At 66.5% G+C, this 19,192-nt stretch carries 16 protein-coding genes and 3 tRNA genes; 15 read left to right on the forward strand and 4 right to left on the reverse strand.

The features are described from left to right. Window positions 1-88: 88 nt before the first annotated feature. Window positions 89-1,855, reverse strand: a complete 1,767-nt coding sequence (locus MKL20_RS33190) for a site-specific integrase (RefSeq protein WP_244038882.1) — start codon at window positions 1,853-1,855, stop codon at window positions 89-91. A 101-nt stretch (window positions 1,856-1,956) separates the two neighbouring features. Further along, a tRNA-Ser gene (locus MKL20_RS24685) sits at window positions 1,957-2,046 on the reverse strand. A 165-nt stretch (window positions 2,047-2,211) separates the two neighbouring features. Here MKL20_RS24685 and MKL20_RS24690 point away from each other — a divergent pair. The 12 genes from MKL20_RS24690 to MKL20_RS24745 all read left to right on the forward strand — a co-directional run bounded on the left by MKL20_RS24690 (window position 2,212) and on the right by MKL20_RS24745 (window position 15,006). Continuing rightward, window positions 2,212-2,285 (forward strand) — tRNA-Gln (locus MKL20_RS24690). A gap of 464 nt (window positions 2,286-2,749) precedes the next feature. Beyond that, entirely contained in the window at window positions 2,750-3,124 is a 375-nt protein-coding gene (locus tag MKL20_RS24695) for a hypothetical protein (protein WP_244038883.1), read from the forward strand. A 35-nt stretch (window positions 3,125-3,159) separates the two neighbouring features. Then, window positions 3,160-4,341, forward strand: coding sequence for a S1C family serine protease (locus MKL20_RS24700; protein ID WP_244038884.1), 1,182 nt, complete (start codon window positions 3,160-3,162; stop codon window positions 4,339-4,341). 202 nt (window positions 4,342-4,543) lie between these two features. After that, a complete protein-coding gene (locus MKL20_RS24705) occupies window positions 4,544-4,888 on the forward strand; it encodes a hypothetical protein (RefSeq protein ID WP_244038885.1) in 345 nt (114 codons plus the stop codon). A 39-nt stretch (window positions 4,889-4,927) separates the two neighbouring features. After that, window positions 4,928-6,310, forward strand: a complete 1,383-nt coding sequence (locus MKL20_RS24710) for a PepSY-associated TM helix domain-containing protein (RefSeq protein ID WP_244038886.1) — start codon at window positions 4,928-4,930, stop codon at window positions 6,308-6,310. Window positions 6,311-6,350: 40 nt separating this feature from the next. After that, window positions 6,351-6,725 carry a DUF2946 family protein gene (locus tag MKL20_RS24715; protein WP_244038887.1) on the forward strand — a complete coding sequence of 125 codons (375 nt, stop codon included), beginning with the start codon at window positions 6,351-6,353 and terminating at the stop codon, window positions 6,723-6,725. A 67-nt stretch (window positions 6,726-6,792) separates the two neighbouring features. Continuing rightward, on the forward strand, window positions 6,793-9,105 hold the full coding sequence (locus MKL20_RS24720; RefSeq protein WP_244038888.1) for a TonB-dependent receptor family protein: 2,313 nt from the start codon (window positions 6,793-6,795) through the stop codon (window positions 9,103-9,105). A gap of 139 nt (window positions 9,106-9,244) precedes the next feature. Continuing rightward, on the forward strand, window positions 9,245-10,222 hold the full coding sequence (locus MKL20_RS24725) for an ABC transporter substrate-binding protein (RefSeq protein ID WP_244038889.1): 978 nt from the start codon (window positions 9,245-9,247) through the stop codon (window positions 10,220-10,222). Further along, window positions 10,219-12,258 carry an ATP-binding protein gene (locus MKL20_RS24730; protein WP_244038890.1) on the forward strand — a complete coding sequence of 680 codons (2,040 nt, stop codon included), beginning with the start codon at window positions 10,219-10,221 and terminating at the stop codon, window positions 12,256-12,258. Before MKL20_RS24725 ends, MKL20_RS24730 begins: the two co-directional genes overlap by 4 nt. Further along, window positions 12,255-12,653 (forward strand): response regulator, encoded by a 399-nt coding sequence (locus MKL20_RS24735; protein ID WP_243965118.1) that lies wholly within the window; start codon window positions 12,255-12,257, stop codon window positions 12,651-12,653. Before MKL20_RS24730 ends, MKL20_RS24735 begins: the two co-directional genes overlap by 4 nt. Continuing rightward, complete coding sequence (locus MKL20_RS24740) at window positions 12,650-13,915, forward strand: adenylate/guanylate cyclase domain-containing protein (protein WP_244038891.1); 1,266 nt, start codon at window positions 12,650-12,652, stop codon at window positions 13,913-13,915. Before MKL20_RS24735 ends, MKL20_RS24740 begins: the two co-directional genes overlap by 4 nt. 104 nt (window positions 13,916-14,019) lie before the next feature. After that, window positions 14,020-15,006: an ABC transporter substrate-binding protein gene (locus MKL20_RS24745; RefSeq protein WP_244038892.1), complete on the forward strand. Its 987-nt coding sequence runs from the start codon at window positions 14,020-14,022 to the stop codon at window positions 15,004-15,006. 223 nt (window positions 15,007-15,229) lie between these two features. Here MKL20_RS24745 and MKL20_RS24750 read toward each other — a convergent pair whose 3' ends face one another. Then, the gene (locus tag MKL20_RS24750; protein WP_244038893.1) at window positions 15,230-15,907 is read right to left on the reverse strand and encodes a response regulator transcription factor; all 678 of its coding nucleotides are present in this window, start codon (window positions 15,905-15,907) and stop codon (window positions 15,230-15,232) included. A 434-nt stretch (window positions 15,908-16,341) separates the two neighbouring features. On the opposite strand from MKL20_RS24750, the gene MKL20_RS24755 reads away from it, so the two are divergent. Both MKL20_RS24755 and MKL20_RS24760 read left to right on the forward strand, forming a co-directional pair. Beyond that, window positions 16,342-17,322, forward strand: a complete 981-nt coding sequence (locus tag MKL20_RS24755) for a hypothetical protein (protein WP_244038894.1) — start codon at window positions 16,342-16,344, stop codon at window positions 17,320-17,322. A 146-nt stretch (window positions 17,323-17,468) separates the two neighbouring features. Beyond that, a complete protein-coding gene (locus MKL20_RS24760; RefSeq protein WP_244038895.1) occupies window positions 17,469-17,729 on the forward strand; it encodes a hypothetical protein in 261 nt (86 codons plus the stop codon). Between the two features lie 177 nt (window positions 17,730-17,906). Here MKL20_RS24760 and MKL20_RS24765 read toward each other — a convergent pair. Next, window positions 17,907-17,982, reverse strand: a tRNA-Glu gene (locus tag MKL20_RS24765). A gap of 107 nt (window positions 17,983-18,089) precedes the next feature. Between MKL20_RS24765 and MKL20_RS24770 the strand changes: the two genes are divergently transcribed. Further along, the gene (locus tag MKL20_RS24770) at window positions 18,090-19,070 is read left to right on the forward strand and encodes an RluA family pseudouridine synthase (RefSeq protein WP_244038896.1); all 981 of its coding nucleotides are present in this window, start codon (window positions 18,090-18,092) and stop codon (window positions 19,068-19,070) included. Window positions 19,071-19,192: the final 122 nt, after the last annotated feature.

A 19,192-nucleotide genomic window follows, 5' to 3' on the forward strand; every position in this document is an offset into this window, starting at 1 on the left:
AGCGCTCCGGCGGCATGCCGGTGAAACCGGTTTCACTGACCTCGTCTAGCGGCTTCCCCCATGTGATCGCCCGGCAGGATCCCGCGCATCAGCGATCAGTCAGGTGTGAGAGATCCAGCCCATCGTAGCGGATGCGTCGCATCTGCTCTTGAAGCACAGGGGCGGTTATGCGCCCGCTCCCATAGTGTTCTTCCATTCCGCCTCGAACCCATCCACCCAAGGCCGTCACGACATCGGGCGGCACGCTCGCCTCGCGCATCGCATCTCGAAAGGTGTGCCGAAAAGAATGAAAAGCGTTGCGGTCACGCTTCACCTCCTCCGCATCTAGGAAGCGCGAAAACCATTTTGAGAAAGGGCTGAAATAGCCATCGGCACCGCGCACGATGTCTGGGAACAGTCTCTCTCCTCGGGCATTGCGCATTCTCTCCACGTACTCAACGAAGCCAACCTGCTCCAGCATGGGATGCACTGGCACGTAGCGCTCGCCTGCCTCCGTCTTCACACGCTTGCGGTCCGCTTCGTCAACATCGTCGCCGTCCGCAGTGATAAAGATGCAGAGGACGCCCTGGAACAGACGCACGTCGCTGGTTTGTAACTGCGCGATCTCGCCTTGGCGCATTCCGGTGTAGAGCCCAAGCAGCGGTATCCAGAAACGCCCGCGACGCGGTTTGTTCGGTCCCGGCTTTGCGTATCCATTCTCGTCATCCTGGCAGCCTGTATAGAGCGGCGCTTGGAACATCGCCGTGAGTTCCGCGGCAGTGAACGGATCGCGTCGGCGGCGCTTCTTCACCCCCTTCAGCGCGAGGCCCTTGGCCGGGTTCTGCGAGATCCAGCCTTCCTTCTCGACAAAGTTGAAGAGCGTGGCCAGGGAGGTGAGATAGTGGTTCACGGTCGTATCGCGCAGCCGATCCGCAGCCGGCATTTCCTGCTTCGCAACCTCCACTAACGTCTTCCCAGGAAAGCGTTTGCTGGCATTCGGTGGTAACGCCTGCACAGTCGAACGGAACGACTTGCAGTCCTCCCGGCCAATATCACGTATGGACCGCTCAGCCCCAAACAGCTCACTCGCGAGGCGAAACACGACATCGTAGGTCTGTTGCGATTTGGCGATGAGGGTGGCTCGATGTGGCTCGGCTCGGAAGGAAGCTATCGCCTGTGCCAAAGTTCGAGAATTCGGTATCGTCTTAGGCGCGAATGCCGGGTCGAACGCCATTTCTCGGAAGTCGTCTGATAGGCGCGCCCTGCTGCGGCGAAGATCCTCCAACTGTCCCCGGCGTAGCAATGCCAGCAACTGACGGAATTGAGCGGAAGCTGCATCCTCGCGCGCCACCACGAAGGGCATACGCGATTGGGAGGTGCGAATTGGATCGAGCGGGCGCCGCACGAGGCGAACGTCGTGCGCCTGGAGAAGGCGAACGGCAGTCTGATACGCGGCATCAAGGCCAAGGTCGTCAGGGTCTGTAAGGTCGTTTTCGTCTTGAGCGAGCGTGATAAGCGCTTCAGCCCGATCCTGGGGCACTGCTACCTCGTGCCGTCTTTCTCGCTCTGCATCAATAGTGTCGAACCACGTGAGCACCATTCCGCGGATGGCGGCCTCCGTTAGTGACGTAAGGGCCACGTTTCCAACGATTTCCAACCCGTCTGTTGCAGCCCGATCGCGAAGGGCGCGACACTGCTTGTCAAAGGCGTCGGCTTCGTCGCGGACACGCCTTTTGGCCTCCGCAAGGTCGGCTGTGTGGAGCGTCTTCCACACCTGCTCTTTTCCCCACGCAGTTATGAGATCACGGGGAACCTTGGCCTTGAAGTACCAGTTTGCGCTACCTTTGCGCTGCGCCAGATAGGTGTGACGGCTCACGTCGCTCATGCTCCCGGATAGCACCACGGGGTAGCAGCCGCCTAGTCGCAAGCCATTGATATCTGTGAGCTTCGTGGAAAATCAGCCACTTAGCGGAGTGCTGGCGGAAGGGGTGGGATTCGAACCCACGGTGGAGTTGCCCCCACGGCGGTTTTCAAGACCGCTGCCTTAAACCACTCGGCCACCCTTCCCGGCCGCGCCTGCGGCCCTCCGGTTATGGCTGCCCTGGTCGCCGCGTCAACCGCAGAACGCCCGGTTGACCTGTCACGCCATTCCGCATATCTCACCGCCACGCCCGGGGCCGCCAAGTCGGCGCGGGTGCTGTCCGGTTGTGGCTTTCAGGCCGCCCGGCGCGGTGGGGGATAGTTTAACGGTAGAACGGTGGACTCTGACTCCTCTAGTCCTGGTTCGAATCCAGGTCCCCCAGCCACCTAAGTTTTCGGCCTTTCAGCCGTATCGATAGCCAGCCTGAACCCGACCGCAGTTTCTGCATGTAAAATGCGCGACTGCCCCATCCGGTACAACGGATGATGTCTCGGTCCGGAAGGTCGAGCGTGCGTCTTTCCACGGAGGCAGGCACGGCACTGTTTATCCGATCCGTCGGGCCCGTATCCTTCCGACCAAACGCCAGCTTCGTCCTGCGCGAGTCCGCCGCCCGGTGCGTTTCAAGGATCGGCTGCCGTCCCTCGAACAGATCGGCGCGATACAATATTAACGACGCCTCCAACTAATTCCATCGATCCGTCCGTATTGTCTACGCAGATCATCACGCACCAGTTAGTTCAGCAGCAACCTTAAATACGCAGGCGTGGACTTGCCCACTTCACAACGACCGGCATCGAGATAAGCTTTCCGCGGATCGTGATTCGATTCTGGTCTGTTGAGGGCAAGCTTATGATGCGGCGTTTCCTGGTTGCCGTCTGCGCGGCGGGCTCCGTTGCTATGGTCGGCCTAGCGCCGATGCCCGCGCAGGCGCAGAGCGCCGGCGCCATCTTCGGTGGGCTGGCCGGGGGCGTGCTGGGCGGCGTCATCGCCGGCTCGATCGCCGCGCAGGCGGCTCGGGAGCGGCCGGTGGTGGTCTACCACGTTCCCAGGCGCACGGTCCGGGTCATCCACGAGGTGCGTCATGCGCCGCGCCGGAAGGTTGCGCGCCAGCGTCCGATGCCGCCGGCCGCCGGCCCGTCCGGAGCGCAGGTGGTGAACGCGTCGGCCGATCCGTTCGCCTCGCCGCAGGGCAGCGCCACCACCTCCGTGAACCAGACCCGCTGAGCCGTCCCGCCCCCGCCGCACGCCGGACCGACCGCATGTCCCGATCGAAGGTTGCCTGGGCTTTCCTGTTGGCTGTCGGCCTTGCGGTGCCGCCGGCCGCGGCGTCGCCAGCTCCACCGAACCTCACGGTCGACAAGACCTTCGGAAAGGTGGCCGGCTGGTCGATCGGCTACAGCGAGAGCCTCGGCGGCTGCCTCGCGGCGGCGAGTTACGGGGACGGCACGACCCTGTGGTTCGGCTTCGGCGGCGCGCGCGGCTCATCCTACCTCGCGCTCACGAACGCTAAATGGCGCTCGCTGGAGGTCGGGGGGCAGTACGACATCCAGATGATCGCCGGTCATGAGAAGTGGCGCGGCACCTTCACGGGCTTCGAGCGCGGGGAGGCCCACGGGCTGTTCCAGTCGGGCCTCAAGGAGCGGTTCGTCGCCGATCTGTCCAATGCCGGCAGCATCAGCGTGATCTTCCAGGGGCGGCAGATCGCGGTCTTGTCCCTCGTCGGGTCCACGGAGGCGTTCGACGCCGTGATGGGCTGCCAGAAGGACGTGATCAGTGCCGCCGCCAAGGAGGCGCCGGGGCTGACGAAACCGCGCAAGCTCGAGGCCGGCATGGTGAGCACCGGGACTGGCTTCTACGTCTCGGAGCGCGGGCACCTGCTTACCAACAACCACGTCGTCGAATCCTGCTCGGACTTTTCCGTCCGGCAGCCCGGCCGTCCCTTACTGACGGCGCGGCTCGTGGCGCGGGACGCGACCAACGACTTGGCGGTGCTGGCCACCGATACCCCGCAGAAGGCCGTGCCGCCCCTGTCGGTCCGGGCGCGGCTCGGCGAGAACGTCTATGTCTACGGCTACCCGCAGAGCGATGTCCTGGCCTCCACCGGCAACTTCACCATCGGCAACGTGACGGCCACCGCAGGATCGGGCGACGACACGCGCAAGATCCAGATCTCCGCGCCGGTTCACCAGGGCAATAGCGGCGGCCCCGCGCTCGACCAGTACGGGAACGTCATCGGGGTGGTCCAATCCAAGCAGGTGGCCTTCGCCTCGGGTGACGTGCCGCAGAACGTGAACTTCGCGATCAAGTCGACGATCGCCCTGAATTTTCTGGAGGCGAACGGTGTCGAGGCTCCGATCACCGTACGCACCACCGACCCGATGGACGGTGCCGGGATCGCCGAGAAGGCCCGGGATTTCACGGTTCAGGTCGTCTGCCACTGAACGCGGGCGACTCGGTCGGGGCGAGCGCTGGGCGGGCCGGCATGTGAGGCGCGCGGGCGACAGGTCCTCCTGTCTGAGGGCTTGAGGTCCACAGCCGAAAAATCCGCGACGCCTCATGACGGGCGACCGAGCGTCGACGCCCCGTTGACGTGCAGCGGCGGCGATGCCTAACAATCAGGCCATGCGCCGGTGCCTGCCCCAGATGGTCCAAGGCCGCGCGATCATCGGGATGGTCGCGCTCTACGCGCTGTTGATTCAGGCCTTCCTCGGCTTCGCAACGCCGGCCCATGCCTTCGGGTCCCCCGGCGCGGTTCTGTGCGCCGAGCACGATTCCGGCACGCCCGATGACGGGGCGGCTCCGCTCCATGCCCATCCGTGCTGCACATTGGTGCAGGCGGTCGGCGTGGCGCTGCCCCCGTCCGAGCCGGTCGCCGTCGCGTGGCCGTTCGCGCCGGCTCTGCGCCTGGCCTGGCGACCGGAAGCCGAGCGACCGAAGACCGGTCCACCGCCTTCAGCCACCTCTGCCCGAGGTCCGCCCGCCGCCTGACGATCCCGCTTTCCGATCGTTCAGGCCCGGACTGTTCCCATGTCGATTCTCCTGCACGGCAGCGCCCCCGCTTTCGGGGCCGTCGCCGCTTTGCGTGCCTCCCGCGAGGCCGTCTATCGCGCCGTGTGGCGCTGGCACTTCTATGCCGGCCTGCTGTGCCTGCCGTTCCTGATCAGCCTGTCGGCGACCGGGGCGCTCTACCTGTTCAAGGACGAGATCAACGGCAGCCTGTTCGCCTACCGGACCCGCGTGGTCATCCAGGCGACGGCGCCCCTCGGGCCGGACCGGCTGATCTTCAACGCCCTGCAAGTGGAGCCGGACGCGGTACCGGTTTCCTACACGGACCCCGCCGCGCCCGACGCCTCGGCCGTGGTCACCCTGTCGAAGGACGGCCGCAAGCGCCTCGTCTACCTCGACCCGTATACCGGCTCCGTGCTCGACCGCGTCGACCGCGACGGCGAGTTCATGATGGTCGTGCGCGGGCTGCACAGCCTCAGCTATTTCGGCCCCTTCGCCAACGCATTGGTCGAGGTGGTGGCGGGCTTCGCGATCGTTCTCGTGATCACGGGCCTGTATCTCTGGTGGCCGCGCGGCCAGACCGGCGGCGTCGTCAGCCTGCGCGGGACCCCGAACCGCCGGGTCTGGTGGCGGGACCTGCACGCCGTGACCGGGCTCGTGGCCGGGGGCGGCCTGCTGTTCCTGGCGATCACCGGGCTGCCCTGGTCGATCTGGTGGGGGCAGCAGCTGCGTACCTGGTCGAACGCCGCCGGGCTCGGCCAGCCCGCGATCCTGTGGGCCAACCGTCCGGTCTCGAAGGTGCCGATGCGGGCGCGGCTGCCGGATGCCGGCTGGACCCTGCAGGACGCGCCGGTGCCGCGCTCGCAGCCGGCTGCCAGGGCTGCGGAGCCCATCGGGATCGATCAGGCTGCTGCGATCGTCACCCGGCTGGGGATGCCGCGGGGCTACGAATTGGCTCTGCCGGTCGGCGCCGATGGCGTCTACGCCGCGGCGGCCTACCCGCATGATGTCGCCCAGCAGCGGCTGATCTCCCTCGATCAATATACCGGCGCGCCCCTGGTCGACGTGCACTTTGCCGAGCTCGGCCCGGTCGGGCGGGCGGTCCAGTACGGGATCGGGATCCACAAGGGCGAGCATTGGGGCCGGGCCAACCAGCTCGCCATGCTGGCCTTCTGCCTCGCCACGATCCTGCTCGCCGTCACCGCCGCCACGATGTGGTGGAAGCGCCGCCCGGCCGGCGGCCTCGGCGTGCCGCCCTGGCCGCGGGATCGGCGCGTGGTCGCGACCGTGACCCTGGTGATCGCCGCGCTCGGGGTGCTGTTTCCCCTGACCGGGTTGGCGATCCTGGGGATGATCGGGCTCGATCTGGCCGTGCAGATGGTCCGCAGGCGCGAGGCGGCCTGATCTGACGATAGCGGGCTCGATGCCCGTGTCGACCGACCGCATGACTCTGCACAGGCGGCCCGGCTTCCTCGGGACCGGGCTGATCCTGCTCGCCCTGTGGGTGCAGGCCCTCGCGCCGGCGGCCGCCCTGCGGATGGCGCTGGCCGTGCCCGGGCTGCAAGGCGCGATCCTGTGCGGTCACCCACCGGCAGGCGATGAAATCGGCGCCTCGGTGGACCAGCCGATGGCGCCGCCAACCTGCGACGTGTGCCGGCTGTGCCGCGCCGGGATGGTCCCCCCGCCCAATCCGGAAGCTCCCGGTCTCGCCCGCCTGCTGCGCTGGGTCGCGCCGGTCTGGCCGATCCCGCCCCCGTCCCATCCGAAGTTGGCGCCGCGCGTCGCAGGCCAACCGCGCGCGCCACCCGTCCCCGCCTGATCACGGCTTCCATTCGGGCGGCGACCGCGCCGTCCGGCCCCACGACCGATCAGACGAGACTTTTGAGATGTCGATCCACCAGGCCGCATCGCGGTTCGGCACGCTGGCCGTGCTCCTCGCCGGCACCGCCATACCCGCAACGGCGCAGCAAGCCGTCACGCTGGACGAGCTCTCCGTCGAAGGCGAGGCCGGTCCTGGCGCCGGCCAACCCGCCATCGCCGTGCCGTTCGGCGTGGCCGCGCCCCAGGGCTCGGCCCCCTCGGTGATCGAGCACCCGGTCGGCCAGGTCGTTACCGGAATCGGGCGCGACAACACCATCACGAACCGGCCGGCGACCAGCATCGGCTCGGTGCTGGTGAACAGCCCCGGCGTCACCGTCCGCCAGGGCAATGGCGGACGCGACGTGATCATCTCGATCCGCGGCAACAACGCCCGCTCCACCGGCGTGATCAAGAACACCGTGGTGCTGGAGGACGGTTTCATCCTCACGCAGCCGGACGGCGCGTCCCGCTTCGACCTGACCGACCCGCGGGCCTACAGCCGCATCGACGTGTTCCGCGGCCCGCAATCGCCCCTGTTCGGCAACTACGCCACGGGCGGCGCCATCGCGTTCCGCACCCGCACCGGCCGGGAGATCGACGGCTACGAGATCGGGACCGACGCCGGCAGCTTCGGCTACCTCAGCAATTATTTCACCGTCGGCAAGGCCAGCGGCCCGTTCGAGATCAGCCTGTTCGCCAGCGATGTGCGCAGCAACGGCTATCAGGACCACGCCAGCTTCGACACGCAGACCATCAATCTTCTGGCGAGCTACACGCCGACGCCGGACAATCGCTTCACCCTGAAGGTGATCAACAGCACGCTCGACACCAATCTCGCCGCCCGTTCCTCGCTGGCACAGTACCGGATCAACCCGTACCAGCGGGGCTGCGCCGCGGCCGCGACCGCGGCGCCCGGCTGCACGACCTTCAGCCTGTTCCGCAACGGCGCCTTCGGGGCGACGGTGCCGGTGACCGCGGACGAGGGCGGGTTCGGGCGCAAGGACCGGCGGACCATCGTGGCGGCGCGCTGGGAACACGACATCGACGCGTTCACCACCTGGCGCACGCAGCTCGGCTTCGACGAGCGCAACTTCAACCAGCCCGTGTACACGAATGCGTATCTCGGCTCGTTCCCGGCCTGGAATTTCCTCACCGACGTGACCCGGCGCGGCGACCTGTTCGGCCTGCCGGCGGTGGGCTACGTGGCGCTCGCCTACAACACGATCGACATCCACACGCCGACCTACAACCTGACGCCGTTCGGCGCGTCTCGCCTCGGGGCGCTGATCGGCGTTCAGGATGCGGCACAGTCCAATCTCGGCGGCCGGGCGCGGCTCGAACTCGCCCTGTCCGAAAGCTGGACCGGCGTTTTGGGCATCAGCGCCGAGAGCACCGCCATCACCGGGCGCAACCTCGCCTGCAGCTACGCGGCCGCTGGCACGACCCGGACGGTGGCGAATGCCGACCGCAATTTCCTCAACGTCGCCCCCGAACTCGCCCTGGTCTACCGGCCGGACGACGCCTGGGCGTTCCGCGGCCGGGTCGCGACCGGCTACACCACGCCGGCGGCGGGCAACCTGTTCGTCACCCCGGCGGGGCTGCCCGGCAACAACACCCAGCTTCAGACCCAGAAGAATCTCGGCTTCGACCTCGGGGCGGATTGGAGCCCGACCGAGACCCTGCGCCTCAGCGTGACCGGCTTCTACGAGTTCTTCCGCAACGAGCTGGTCTCGCAATCGCCGGGTGCGGGGCTCCTGGCCTACACGTTCAACGCGCCGGCCTCCGAGCACCGGGGCCTCGAAGTCGGGGCCGACTGGGCCTTCGCGCCGGGCTGGCGCGGGGTCCTGGCCTACACGTTCGATGACCAGATCTACACGCGCTACACCGAGCAGCTGAGCGCCGGCAGCCTCACCCGCCTGTTCGACCGGGCGGGCAACCGGATCCCCGGCGTGCCGGCCCATCAGCTCCTGGCGCGCGTCGGCTACGATGTGCCCACCGGGCCGCTCGCCGGGCTCGGGGCCTTCGTCGAGACCGTGGTGCAGGGCGATTTTGACATCGACAACGCCAACCTGTTGAAGGCCCCGGGCTACGCGATCGTCAACGCCAACGTCCACTACGCCACGGAGCTGACCGGCGGCTACGCGAAGCGGCTGAACCTCTACCTGGAAGTGCGCAACCTGTTCGACACGACCTACGTCGCCTCGGCCCAGAACCTCGCCAACTCGATCAGCGGGGCGACCGGCCTCCAGAACGGCGCCGGGGTGCTGGCGGCCACCACCGGGTCCGTGTTCGCGGGTGCGCCACGCAACATCGTCGGGGGATTCCGTCTGGCATTCTGATAACCGCGTCCACGGGTCCGCCGTGGTGCCCTGGTCGAGCTTGCACTAAGCTCCGGATCCGAACGCCGGATCGGTGCGGGCGCGCGGCCCGGTCTGCGCGGCGAGGCGCGATGACGAAAAAAACCGGCGCGGTGATCGGATGAGGCGGCGGACCATCATTGCCGGGCTGTCGTGCGCCGTGGCGGGCTGGCCGCTGGCGCCACGGGCGCAGGAGCAGGCTCGGGTGGCGGCGCTCTGGCCATTCGTGGACGGCGGCGCCGAGGGTCGCTCGCTGGCGCGCGCCTTCCGGTCGGCCCTGGGGGAGCACGGCCAAACGAACCTGCAGGTCGATGATCGCTGGGGCGGCGCGGATGTCGAGCGCACCCGTGCGCTGGCGGCCGAGATCGTAAAGGCGAATCCGCAGGTGATCTTCGCGTTCCTCAATGCGCAGCTCTCCGCGGTGTCCGCGCTGACAAAGACGATCCCGATCATCTTCGTCGGCGCCTCCGACCCGGTCGGGTCCGGTTATGTCGCGAGCCGGCAGAGACCCGGCGGCAACATCACGGGCTTCACCCTGTACGAGGCGTCGCTGGCGGGGAAATGGCTGGCGGCGCTCAAGGAAGCGGCACCGACGCTCCGCCACGTCACGCTGCTCTCCAACGCGAACACCGAAGTGCGGCGCGGCAATTTTTACACGGAGGCGCTCGGGACCACCGGGACCGCCCTCGGCTTGGAGACCGCGGTGGTCATGGTCAGCGCCGCAGACGCGATCGACCCGGTCATCGCCGCCCTCGGCCAGCGGGGAGATGCGGGGCTGATCGTGGCCCCCGGCACCTTCAGCGAAGCGAACGGCGACCGCATCGTCGCCCTGACGGCCGAGCATCGCGTTCCGACGGTGTTCGCGATCCGCCGCTTCGCGCATCGCGGCGGCCTGATGTCGTACGGCCCCGACCCAGCCGACGCGGTCCGTCGCGCAGCCTCCTACGTGGATCGCATCCTCCATGGCGAGAAACCGGCAGCGCTTCCGGTGCAGGCGCCGACGAAGTTCGACTTCATCGTCAACCTGAAGACGGCGCAGGCCCTGGGACTGACGATCTCATCGGCGCTGCTCGCCCAAGCGGACGAGATCGTCGAATGACGGCGACCGCTACGGTCTCGGCTGCCTCGGACCGGACCATCCCGGCCGAGCGGTTTCGCCTTCCGCTCGCGGGAAAGTTCGCCGTCGCCTTCGTAGGCCTCGTGACGCTGGTCCTGCTCATCAACGGCGCCGTCGACCTGTTCCTCAACTACGGCGACGCCAAGCGGACCGCCATCGAGGTCCAGCGCGAGAAGGCGCACGCGGCCGCGGAGCGGGTCGAGTCCTTCATCTCCGAGATCGAGAGCCAGATCGGCTGGACGACCCGGGCCGAGTGGCGCCGCATCTCCCCGGAGCAGCAGCGCTACGACTTCATCCGGCTGCTGCGGCAGGCGCCCGCCATCACGGAGGTCGCCTATCTCGATCCGAGCGGCAAGGAACAGCTGCGGGTCTCGCGCCTCGAACCGGACGTCGTCGGCAGCGGCAAGGATTTCTCCACCGCGCCGCGCTTCACCCGGGCGATCGCCGACAAGGTCTGGTTCGGCCCGGTCTATTTCCGGCGGGGATCGGAGCCGTACATGACCGTGTCGGTGGCCCATGCCGGGCGCGACCCGGGCGTGACCGTGGCCGAGGTCAACCTGAAGCTGATCTGGGACGTGGTCAGTGCCATCCACGATGGTTCGGGCGGCTATGCGTTCGTGGTGACGGCGACCGGACGGCTGATCGCCCACCCGGATCTCAGTCTCGTCCTGCGCGACACCGACCTGTCGACCCTGCCGGAAGTGGCAGCCGCGCTTTCGGCCCGCCGGTCCGGCGCCCATCCGGACGCGACGGATTATGAGATCACCACCGCGCTGGACGGCGGTTCCGTGCTCGCGGCCCATGCCACCATCCCGCGGGTCGACTGGATCGTGTTCGTGCAGCGGCCTCTCGGTGAAGCGATGGCGCCGCTCTATGCCTCGGTGGTCCAGACCTTGTCGCTGATGGGCCTCGGCGTGATGCTTGCGACCGTCGCCGGGACCTTCCTGGCCCACCGCATGGTCGTGCCGATCCGCCAGCTCGAAGACGGCGCGGAGCGCTTCGGTGCCGGCGACCTCTCGGAGCGCATCGTGATCCGCACCGGCGACGAGATCGAGACGCTCGCGCACCGCTTCAACCTGATGGCGAGCCGCGTCCAGGAATCCTACGAGACTCTGGAGGCCAAGGTCGAGGAACGGACCCGCGACCTGAACAAGTCCCTGGACGACCTCCAGAAGGCGCAGAGCCGCCTGGTCCAGTCCGAGAAGCTCGCCTCCCTGGGGCAGCTCACGGCCGGGATCGCGCACGAGATCAAGAACCCCCTCAACTTCGTGAACAACTTCGCCTCCCTGTCGAGCGAGCTGGTCGACGAGTTGCAGGAGGTGCTCGAGCCCGCGAGCCTCGATCCGAAGATCCGCGCGGAGGTCGATGAGATCGCCGACCTGTTGAAGGGCAATCTCGGCAAGGTCGTGCAGCACGGCAAGCGCGCCGATTCGATCATTAAGAACATGCTGCTGCACTCGCGTTCCGGGTCCGGCGAGCATCGTCCCGTCGAGATCAACGCCCTGGTCGATGAGAGCCTGAACCTGGCCTATCACGGTGCCCGGGCGGCGCAGCCGAGCTTCAACATCACCCTGGTCCGCGACCTGGATCCGGCAGCCGGCACGGCGGATGTCTACCCGCAGGAATTGACCCGCGTTCTCCTGAACTTGATGTCGAACGGGTTCTACGCCACCGAGAAAAGGAAGACTGAGCGAACCGAGCCGGACTACGCGCCGACCCTGTCGGTGACCACCCGCAATCGTGGCGACAGCATCGAGATCCGCGTGCGGGACAACGGCACCGGCATCCCGGACAGCGTCAAGGCCAAGATGTTCGACCCGTTCTTCACCACCAAGCCGGCCGGAGAAGGGACGGGTCTCGGCCTGTCCCTGAGCCATGATATCCTGGTCAAGCAGCATGGCGGCTCGATCGATGTCGCCACCGAGCCCGGCCAGTTCACCGAATTCACGATCACGCTGCCCCGCAACGGCGCGACGCATGCCCAGCCGATCATCGCCCAAGCCAAGAGCGAACCATGAACGTCCTCATCCTCGTCGTGGACGATGAGCCCGACGTCACCGACCTGTTCCGGCAGCAATTCCGCCGCGAGCTCCGCGCCGGGCGGTTCGCGATGGAGTTCGCGCATTCCGCCCCCGAGGCCCTGGCCTGCGTAAACGCGTCGGACGGGGCGAGCCTGATCCTGATGTTCTCCGACATCAACATGCCGGGCATGACCGGTTTGGAGCTCCTGCCGCTGGTGCGGGCCGCACGCCCCGATGTCCCGGTGATCATGATCACGGCCTATGGCGACGCCGAAACCCGCGAGAAGGCGCTGACCGGGGGCGCGGCGGGCCTGATCACCAAGCCGATCGACTTCGACCTGCTGCGGGCCGAGATCGAAAGCCGCCTGGGCTCCGCCGCGGGGCCGGCATGATCCCCGACGTGCCGCCCGCGAAGATCCTTGTCGTCGACGACGAGCCGGATCTCGAGGCGTTGATCACCCAGAAATTCCGACGCCAGATCCGGGATGGGCAGGTGACCTTCCTGTTCGCGCATGACGGTCACGAGGCCCTGGATCTCCTGGCCGAGAATCGCGACGTCGACATGGTCGTGTCGGACATCAACATGCCCGGCATGGATGGGCTGACGCTGCTCGCCAAGCTCCAGGAATCCGACGACAGGCCCTCGACCATCATCGTCTCGGCCTACGGCGACATGGCCAATATCCGCACCGCCATGAACCGCGGGGCCTTCGACTTCCTCACGAAACCGATCGATTTCACCGACCTCGAGACCACGATCGCGCGGACGCTCCGCCATGTCGGGATCCTGCGCGAGGGCCGGCAGCGGCAGGCACTGGCCGAGCGCGCCCACGCCTCCCTGGCGCGGTACTTCTCGCCCAATCTCGCCGAACGCCTGGCGGGCGACGCGTCGGGATTGGAACTCGGCGGCGCGCGGCGCGAGGTGGCCTCCCTGTTCACCGACATCGCCGGCTTCACCAGCTTGGTGGAGAGCCTGGACCCGACCCAGCTCGCCGAGATCCTGAACGGCTATTTCGCCGTGATGACCGATCTCGTCTTCGCGCACGAGGGCACCGTTGCCAAGATCGTCGGCGACGCGATCCATGTCCTGTTCGGGGCTCCGGGCGACCAGCCGGACCATGCGGCGCGGGCCGTCGATTGCGCGCTGGCCCTCGACACGGCCTCCGAGGCTTTCCGCCTGCGCTGGCGGGAGCGGGGGATCGAGATCGGCGCGACGCGGATCGGCGTTCATGCCGGGCCGGCCATCGTCGGAAATTTCGGGGGCGGCCGGTATTTCGACTACACGGCCTACGGCGACACCATCAACACCTCCGCCCGCCTGGAGAATGCCAACAAGGCGTTCGGCACCCGGATCTGCGTCAGCCAGAGCGTGGTGATCCGGGCGGAGCAGTTCCGCGGGCGGCCCGTGGGCGACCTCGTCCTGCGCGGGAAGCAGGGAGCATTACGCGCCTTCGAGCCGCTGACCGAGGCCGAGTACGATGCGGCGATGCTCGACCGCTACCTCGACGCCTTCGCCAAGCTGGAGGCCGGCGAAGCCGGCGCCATGCCGGCCTTCGCGGCTCTGGTCGGGTTACGGCCGGACGACGCGTTGGCGGCGTTCCATCTCAAACGCCTGCTCAATGGGGCCTCGGGAACGCGCATCGAGGTCCGTTGAGGGTACCTGCGCTCTCGACCCATCGGCTCTGATCGCCGACACTGCCGATTGCTTGCCACGCCGGTCGAGGGCCCTTCGGGATGTCCCGTCCCCCCAATAGCCGCTTGAGGCGTCGCGACATCCTCGCGAGCCTCGGCGGCGCGGCCGTTTGGCCGACGACCGGATGTGATCAGACCCCGCCGCGGCGCCGGCTCGGCGTCCTCCTGGTCTATGGGGAGACCCATCCGGACGTGCCCGTCATCGTCGAGACCCTCAAGGACAGCCTGCAGAAGCTCGGCTGGATCTGGGGACAGAACCTGACGGTCGATCTGCGGCATGGCGACGGCGACAGTGAAAAGATGCGCCGTCAGGCCGACGAACTCCTGGCGAGCAGACCCGACCTGGTTTTCGCCCAGGGCGTCGTCGGGACGACAGCCTTTCAACAGGCGACCTCGACCATACCGGTGGTATTCATTCAGGTGCAGGATCCCGTCGGCGGCGGTCTGGTCACCAGCCTGGCGCGACCCGGCGGCAACCTCACCGGCGTCACGAATTTCGACTACACCTTCGTCGGCAAGTGGCTGCAGCTCCTGAAGGAACTCAGCCCCGGGGTCACGCGGGCCCGCGCCATCATCAACCCCGATTACCGCGCGCGCTTTGCCGGCTATGCCGCTGAACTCGCGCGGATCGGGCCGCTGTTGAACATCCGCTCCGAAGCCAGCGGCGTGCACGACGTCGCCGAGATCGAGCGCGTGATCTCCACCCTCGCCGACGAGCCCCATGGCGGCCTGATCGTGCTGCCGGACGCGGTGACCGGCGTCTACAGCCGCCAGATCATCGATCTCGCCGCCCAGCACCGTCTGCCCGCGGTCTACGCCTACGCAGCCCAGGTCCGCCTCGGTGGTCTTGCCGCCTACACGACCAGCGTGGCCCGGGACGTCCAGCAAGCCGCCGGCTATATCGACCGGATCCTGAGGGGAGCGGCGGTCGGCGACCTGCCGGTGCAGGCGAGCGAACGGTTCTTGACCGTGATCAATCTCCAAACCGCCGCGGCCCTGGGGCTGTCGATCACGCCATCGCTGCTGGCGAAGGCCGACGAGCTGATCGAGTAGCGAGAGCCGTTAGGTTGGTCGACCGGACCATCGTTCGATCGGCGAGAGAAGGGCGCTCCTGAAGCCGTCGCCGCCGAAGTGGATACCGGTGCGGCGCAAGCGCGCGTCGCGTCAAGGATTTGGAGCCGTTACCGATCCTGAGCAGTCAATAGCTTGGGTCGAATTGATGCCCCTCCCCTCTCGCGGCGGGATTCCGCCCGGCGAAGAATCCGGCCACGGATGATCAACTTACGAAGGCGTATCCAAGGTAGCGTCGGACTTCGATCGGGTCGAAGCTCAGCTTCTCCCGGAGCTTCTTGCGAAGCTTGCTGATGTGGCTTTCGACGACGCTCTCATCGACATCGCTGGAGAAGGCGCCGTAGACCGCGTTGAAGACCTGCTCCTTGGTCAGCCTGCGTCCGCGATTGCGGATCAGGAGCTCGAGAATCTGACGCTCGCGCCGCGGCAAGGCGATCGTCTCCCCATCGATGTCGGGGTCGCGGCCGTCGAAATACACCTTCAGCCGCGCGGTCCGATCCATCACCGCCTTGGCGGTCGAGCGCTGCGAGCGCCGCCAGACGGATTCGGTCCGGGCCATGATCTCACGTACGTGGACCGGCTTGCGGACGACATCGTCGATGCCGGCCGTGAAGAGATCGAGGGTTTCCGTCAGGCAGCGGGTCTCGATCATGGCGATGATCGGCGCCCGGGACCGCTTCTGGATGAGCTCCGGCAGAGCCGGGCGCTGCTCGCAATCGCCGAGGAGGAAGCCCTGGACGGCGTCCAGATCCGGCTCCCGAGCCGTCTGAAGCCAGCCCTTGAAATCGGTTGCCCGTAATCCGACGGCCGAAACGCCTTCTCTGCTGAAGCTGGCGACGTACCCATCGGTCACCATCGGCCGCTCATCCATGATGACGTACACTACTTCGATGCTCCTCTATTATTCATTCCGGTCGGCGACTTCGATTGAGAAAGCCGCCGCGGCTGGTTTACGCGATATCTTCCGATCAAATTGCTAAGTTCTAGGATGAACAGTTATGCTGAAAGTTATTTAGACATATTTTATGGCGTTTTTTCGTCTTGTTAATGGTTTTATGATTATCGCTGAGTCAAATTTGAGTCCGTAAAAAGATACTACTATATTTATTCGCCAGAATTACTATCGTATTGAAGGTTATGATATAGTATTGAGTCGTAATTTAAAATTCTTGCTTTCAAAAACGCATCTTCGACGGGATTTAAGGCGACGATTGCCTATTTTCATAAAGTTTTCCCGTCAGCCGCCAGCAGTGCAGGGGCCTGAAAGCGGTGCCGCGGTTGGTGGCGCATTCGGCACACGCCATCTAGGTAGGAACGATGCCATCGCTTGATCCACCGCCGCACAACTTCCCCCGCGTTCTGATCGCCCACGCGGGTTGGCGATTTCTGGGCGACGGCAACAATTTTTCTCTGTCGCAAATGGTGGGCCTGATCCGCGCATCCGGCAGCGTCAGCCATCAATGGTCGAATGTCCTGCGGTCCAGAACATCTCGTTATGGTTCACGGACAAAGACCTTCATCATGCCGGAGAAGACTTGCCTCTATCAGAAATATCTGCCCGACAACCTCCAGGTAGTCTCGGACAGATTTGCGACGTTTCTGGCTCAGGTAGGCTGGGCTCATTACGTCTTCTCCGATCACGTCAGGCAACAGACTGCCGAAGACCTCTATCACCCGGGTGATAGCCACACGTCGGCCTACGGAGGCTACGAGGCGTCGACCGAGATCGTTCGCGCAATGGGTTTGGACGCGGACGCCTTCCGGCCGACATGGTCGATGAGGCCCGTCGACAGCTTCGATCTCTACGAACCGGATGAGGCTCGCCCGGCGCTGAGCGAACGCGTGATCGCGAACTCGCCGCCGCTGGACGTGACCACCAACGGTCTCAATAACCGGGGGTGCGTGACGCGGATCGTCAATCCTCATGGCGCGCACCACCGGCTTCTGGTCTTCGGCGATTCTTTCGCGAATCTGTATCTCTGCTACGGCATCGCCCTGCACGTTCGCGAAGTCATGTTCGTGCATTCCGTAAGCTTCGACTACGAGATGATCGAGCGCTACCAGCCGGATTACATCGTCGGCGAGATCGCAGAACGGTTTCTGATCGAGGCGCCAGCCGAGGGTGCCTCGCTTGCGTGGATCGTGCAGAGCAAGCTGGTGGACGACATGCTCAGCCCCATGGAGGCTGCGCAATTCGTGGCCAGCTACGAGCCGTTCAAGGAGCTCTACGGTCCGGCGATGATTCCGGTCCTCACGGAGGTTCGCCGTCGGTTCGGCGAGGCTATTACCGGATCGTGAAGGCGACCCCGTTCACCACGGCGGGGCCTTCCGCCCGCAGAACATAAGCAGCATCGATGCAGCACCGGACTGCGATCAGGTCTTTTCGGGGGATGTCCGGGAAATGCTACGATCGACACTGCTGATCGCTGCAAGGGACGCAGGCGATGCCTGACCTCCACTGGCAAGAGGGGCCGGTCCATTGCACCGACCTTATGGACGCGTTCGGCAAGGTGTTCGGCTATGTCGGGCCGTGTTCCAACGGCATGCGCGGGTACGTCGTCCAATCCGGATCCGAATGGCCGCCCCGGCCCGCGGCCTTCACCGACCACGCGGATGCAGAAGCGGCGCGCAGCTGGGTCGAAGCCGAGGTCGCCCGGCGATCGTTCCGGCCGATCCGCGTCACGGAAGGGCCGCCGGATGCGTGAGTGTCACGATGACCCCGCGCGGTCACTGCCCTGCGCCCGGATAGCGGTGAGCCCCGCAGGGAGTTCGCAGACAGCACGTGGGAACGCCACGCCGAGCGGCAGCGTGCTCCCACCGCGAAGGCAGCTCGGGTGCCACATCCGCCAGGTCGTTCACAAAATTGATGAAACTTGCGCCGGTGGCGCTCCCAAGGGGAATCGAACCCCTGTTTTCGCCGTGAGAGGGCGACGTCCTAGACCGCTAGACGATGGGAGCTTTCCGGCGGCGCCCGGGTGCTATAGCCACGCCCCGCCGGGGGAGCAAGGGCCTTCTCGACAGATTCCGTATCGATCGGTGCGGACGGGGCGCGGAGAGGGATTGCGGTGGACGGGATCGACGAGGAACGGGCCGGGATCGTCGTAGAGGGGGGGATCCGGCTCGATCGGGCCCTGGTGGCCCTGTTTCCGGATCTGTCCCGGGCGCGGCTGCAGGATCTGGTGCGCGACGGGCGGGTAAGCCGGGATGGCATCCCGGTGCGCGATCCGTCCGCGAAGGTCGCGGCCGGCGCCCAGATCGTCCTGGAGGTGCCCCCGCCGGCAGATGCGGAACCGGCGGCCGAGGCCGTGGACCTGGCGATCGCCTACGAGGACGACGACCTCGTCGTGATCGACAAGCCGGCGGGCCTGGTGGTGCATCCGGCGCCGGGCCACGAGAGCGGGACCCTGGTCAACGCGCTGATCGCCCATTGCGGGGCGAGCCTGTCCGGGATCGGCGGCGTGCGCCGGCCCGGCATCGTCCATCGCCTCGACAAGGACACGAGCGGCCTGATCGTGGTCGCCAAGAACGACGCGGCTCATCACGGGCTGACGGCGCAGTTCGCCGATCACGGCCGCACCGGGCCGCTGGAGCGAGCCTATGCGGCCCTGGTCTGGGGCGTGCCGCATCCGCGCGCAGGGACGATTCAGGCGAGCCTGGCCCGCTCGCGCCACAACCGGGAGAAGATCGCCGTGGTCTCCGACGAGTCCGGGCGGCACGCCGTGACGCATTACACGGTCGCCGAAACCTATCCGGAGGTCGCCCTCGTGCGATGCCGGCTGGAGACGGGACGAACCCATCAGATCCGCGTCCACCTCGCCCATCGCGGCCATCCGCTCCTGGGCGACCCGGTCTATGGCGGCGCGTTCCGCACCAAGGCGGCGCGGCTGTCGCCGGAGGCGCGCGACGCGCTCACGGCCCTCGGACGGCAAGCCTTGCACGCGGAACTGCTGGGCTTCAGCCACCCGCGCACCGGCGAGACGCTCCGATTCGAGAGCCCGATCCCGCCCGACATCGCCGCGCTCGTGGAGGCCCTCGCGAAAGCTTGAGCCAAGGGAATGAGCCAAGAGAACGCGATTAGAGACCGTGATAAGAAACCGAGTCTATGCCGCGTGCGAAAGATCACGCCGGACCGCGTCACATCGTGACATGGTACGACCATTCAGCCGGT

Source organism: Methylobacterium sp. E-066, from assembly GCF_022829635.1.
Classification (GTDB): Bacteria; Pseudomonadota; Alphaproteobacteria; order Rhizobiales; family Beijerinckiaceae; genus Methylobacterium.

What these genes read in the sequence shown, in the direction of transcription:
- MKL20_RS24695 (WP_244038883.1), top strand. Translation starts at nt 2,750, where the DNA reads ATGATGCGGCGTTTCCTGGTTGCCGTCTGCGCGGCGGGCTCCGTTGCT.
- MKL20_RS24700 (WP_244038884.1), top strand. Translation starts at nt 3,160, where the DNA reads ATGTCCCGATCGAAGGTTGCCTGGGCTTTCCTGTTGGCTGTCGGCCTT.
- MKL20_RS24705 (WP_244038885.1), top strand. Translation starts at nt 4,544, where the DNA reads ATGGTCCAAGGCCGCGCGATCATCGGGATGGTCGCGCTCTACGCGCTG.
- MKL20_RS24710 (WP_244038886.1), top strand. Translation starts at nt 4,928, where the DNA reads ATGTCGATTCTCCTGCACGGCAGCGCCCCCGCTTTCGGGGCCGTCGCC.
- MKL20_RS24715 (WP_244038887.1), top strand. Translation starts at nt 6,351, where the DNA reads ATGACTCTGCACAGGCGGCCCGGCTTCCTCGGGACCGGGCTGATCCTG.
- MKL20_RS24720 (WP_244038888.1), top strand. Translation starts at nt 6,793, where the DNA reads ATGTCGATCCACCAGGCCGCATCGCGGTTCGGCACGCTGGCCGTGCTC.
- MKL20_RS24725 (WP_244038889.1), top strand. Translation starts at nt 9,245, where the DNA reads ATGAGGCGGCGGACCATCATTGCCGGGCTGTCGTGCGCCGTGGCGGGC.
- MKL20_RS24730 (WP_244038890.1), top strand. Translation starts at nt 10,219, where the DNA reads ATGACGGCGACCGCTACGGTCTCGGCTGCCTCGGACCGGACCATCCCG.
- MKL20_RS24735 (WP_243965118.1), top strand. Translation starts at nt 12,255, where the DNA reads ATGAACGTCCTCATCCTCGTCGTGGACGATGAGCCCGACGTCACCGAC.
- MKL20_RS24740 (WP_244038891.1), top strand. Translation starts at nt 12,650, where the DNA reads ATGATCCCCGACGTGCCGCCCGCGAAGATCCTTGTCGTCGACGACGAG.
- MKL20_RS24755 (WP_244038894.1), top strand. Translation starts at nt 16,342, where the DNA reads ATGCCATCGCTTGATCCACCGCCGCACAACTTCCCCCGCGTTCTGATC.
- MKL20_RS24760 (WP_244038895.1), top strand. Translation starts at nt 17,469, where the DNA reads ATGCCTGACCTCCACTGGCAAGAGGGGCCGGTCCATTGCACCGACCTT.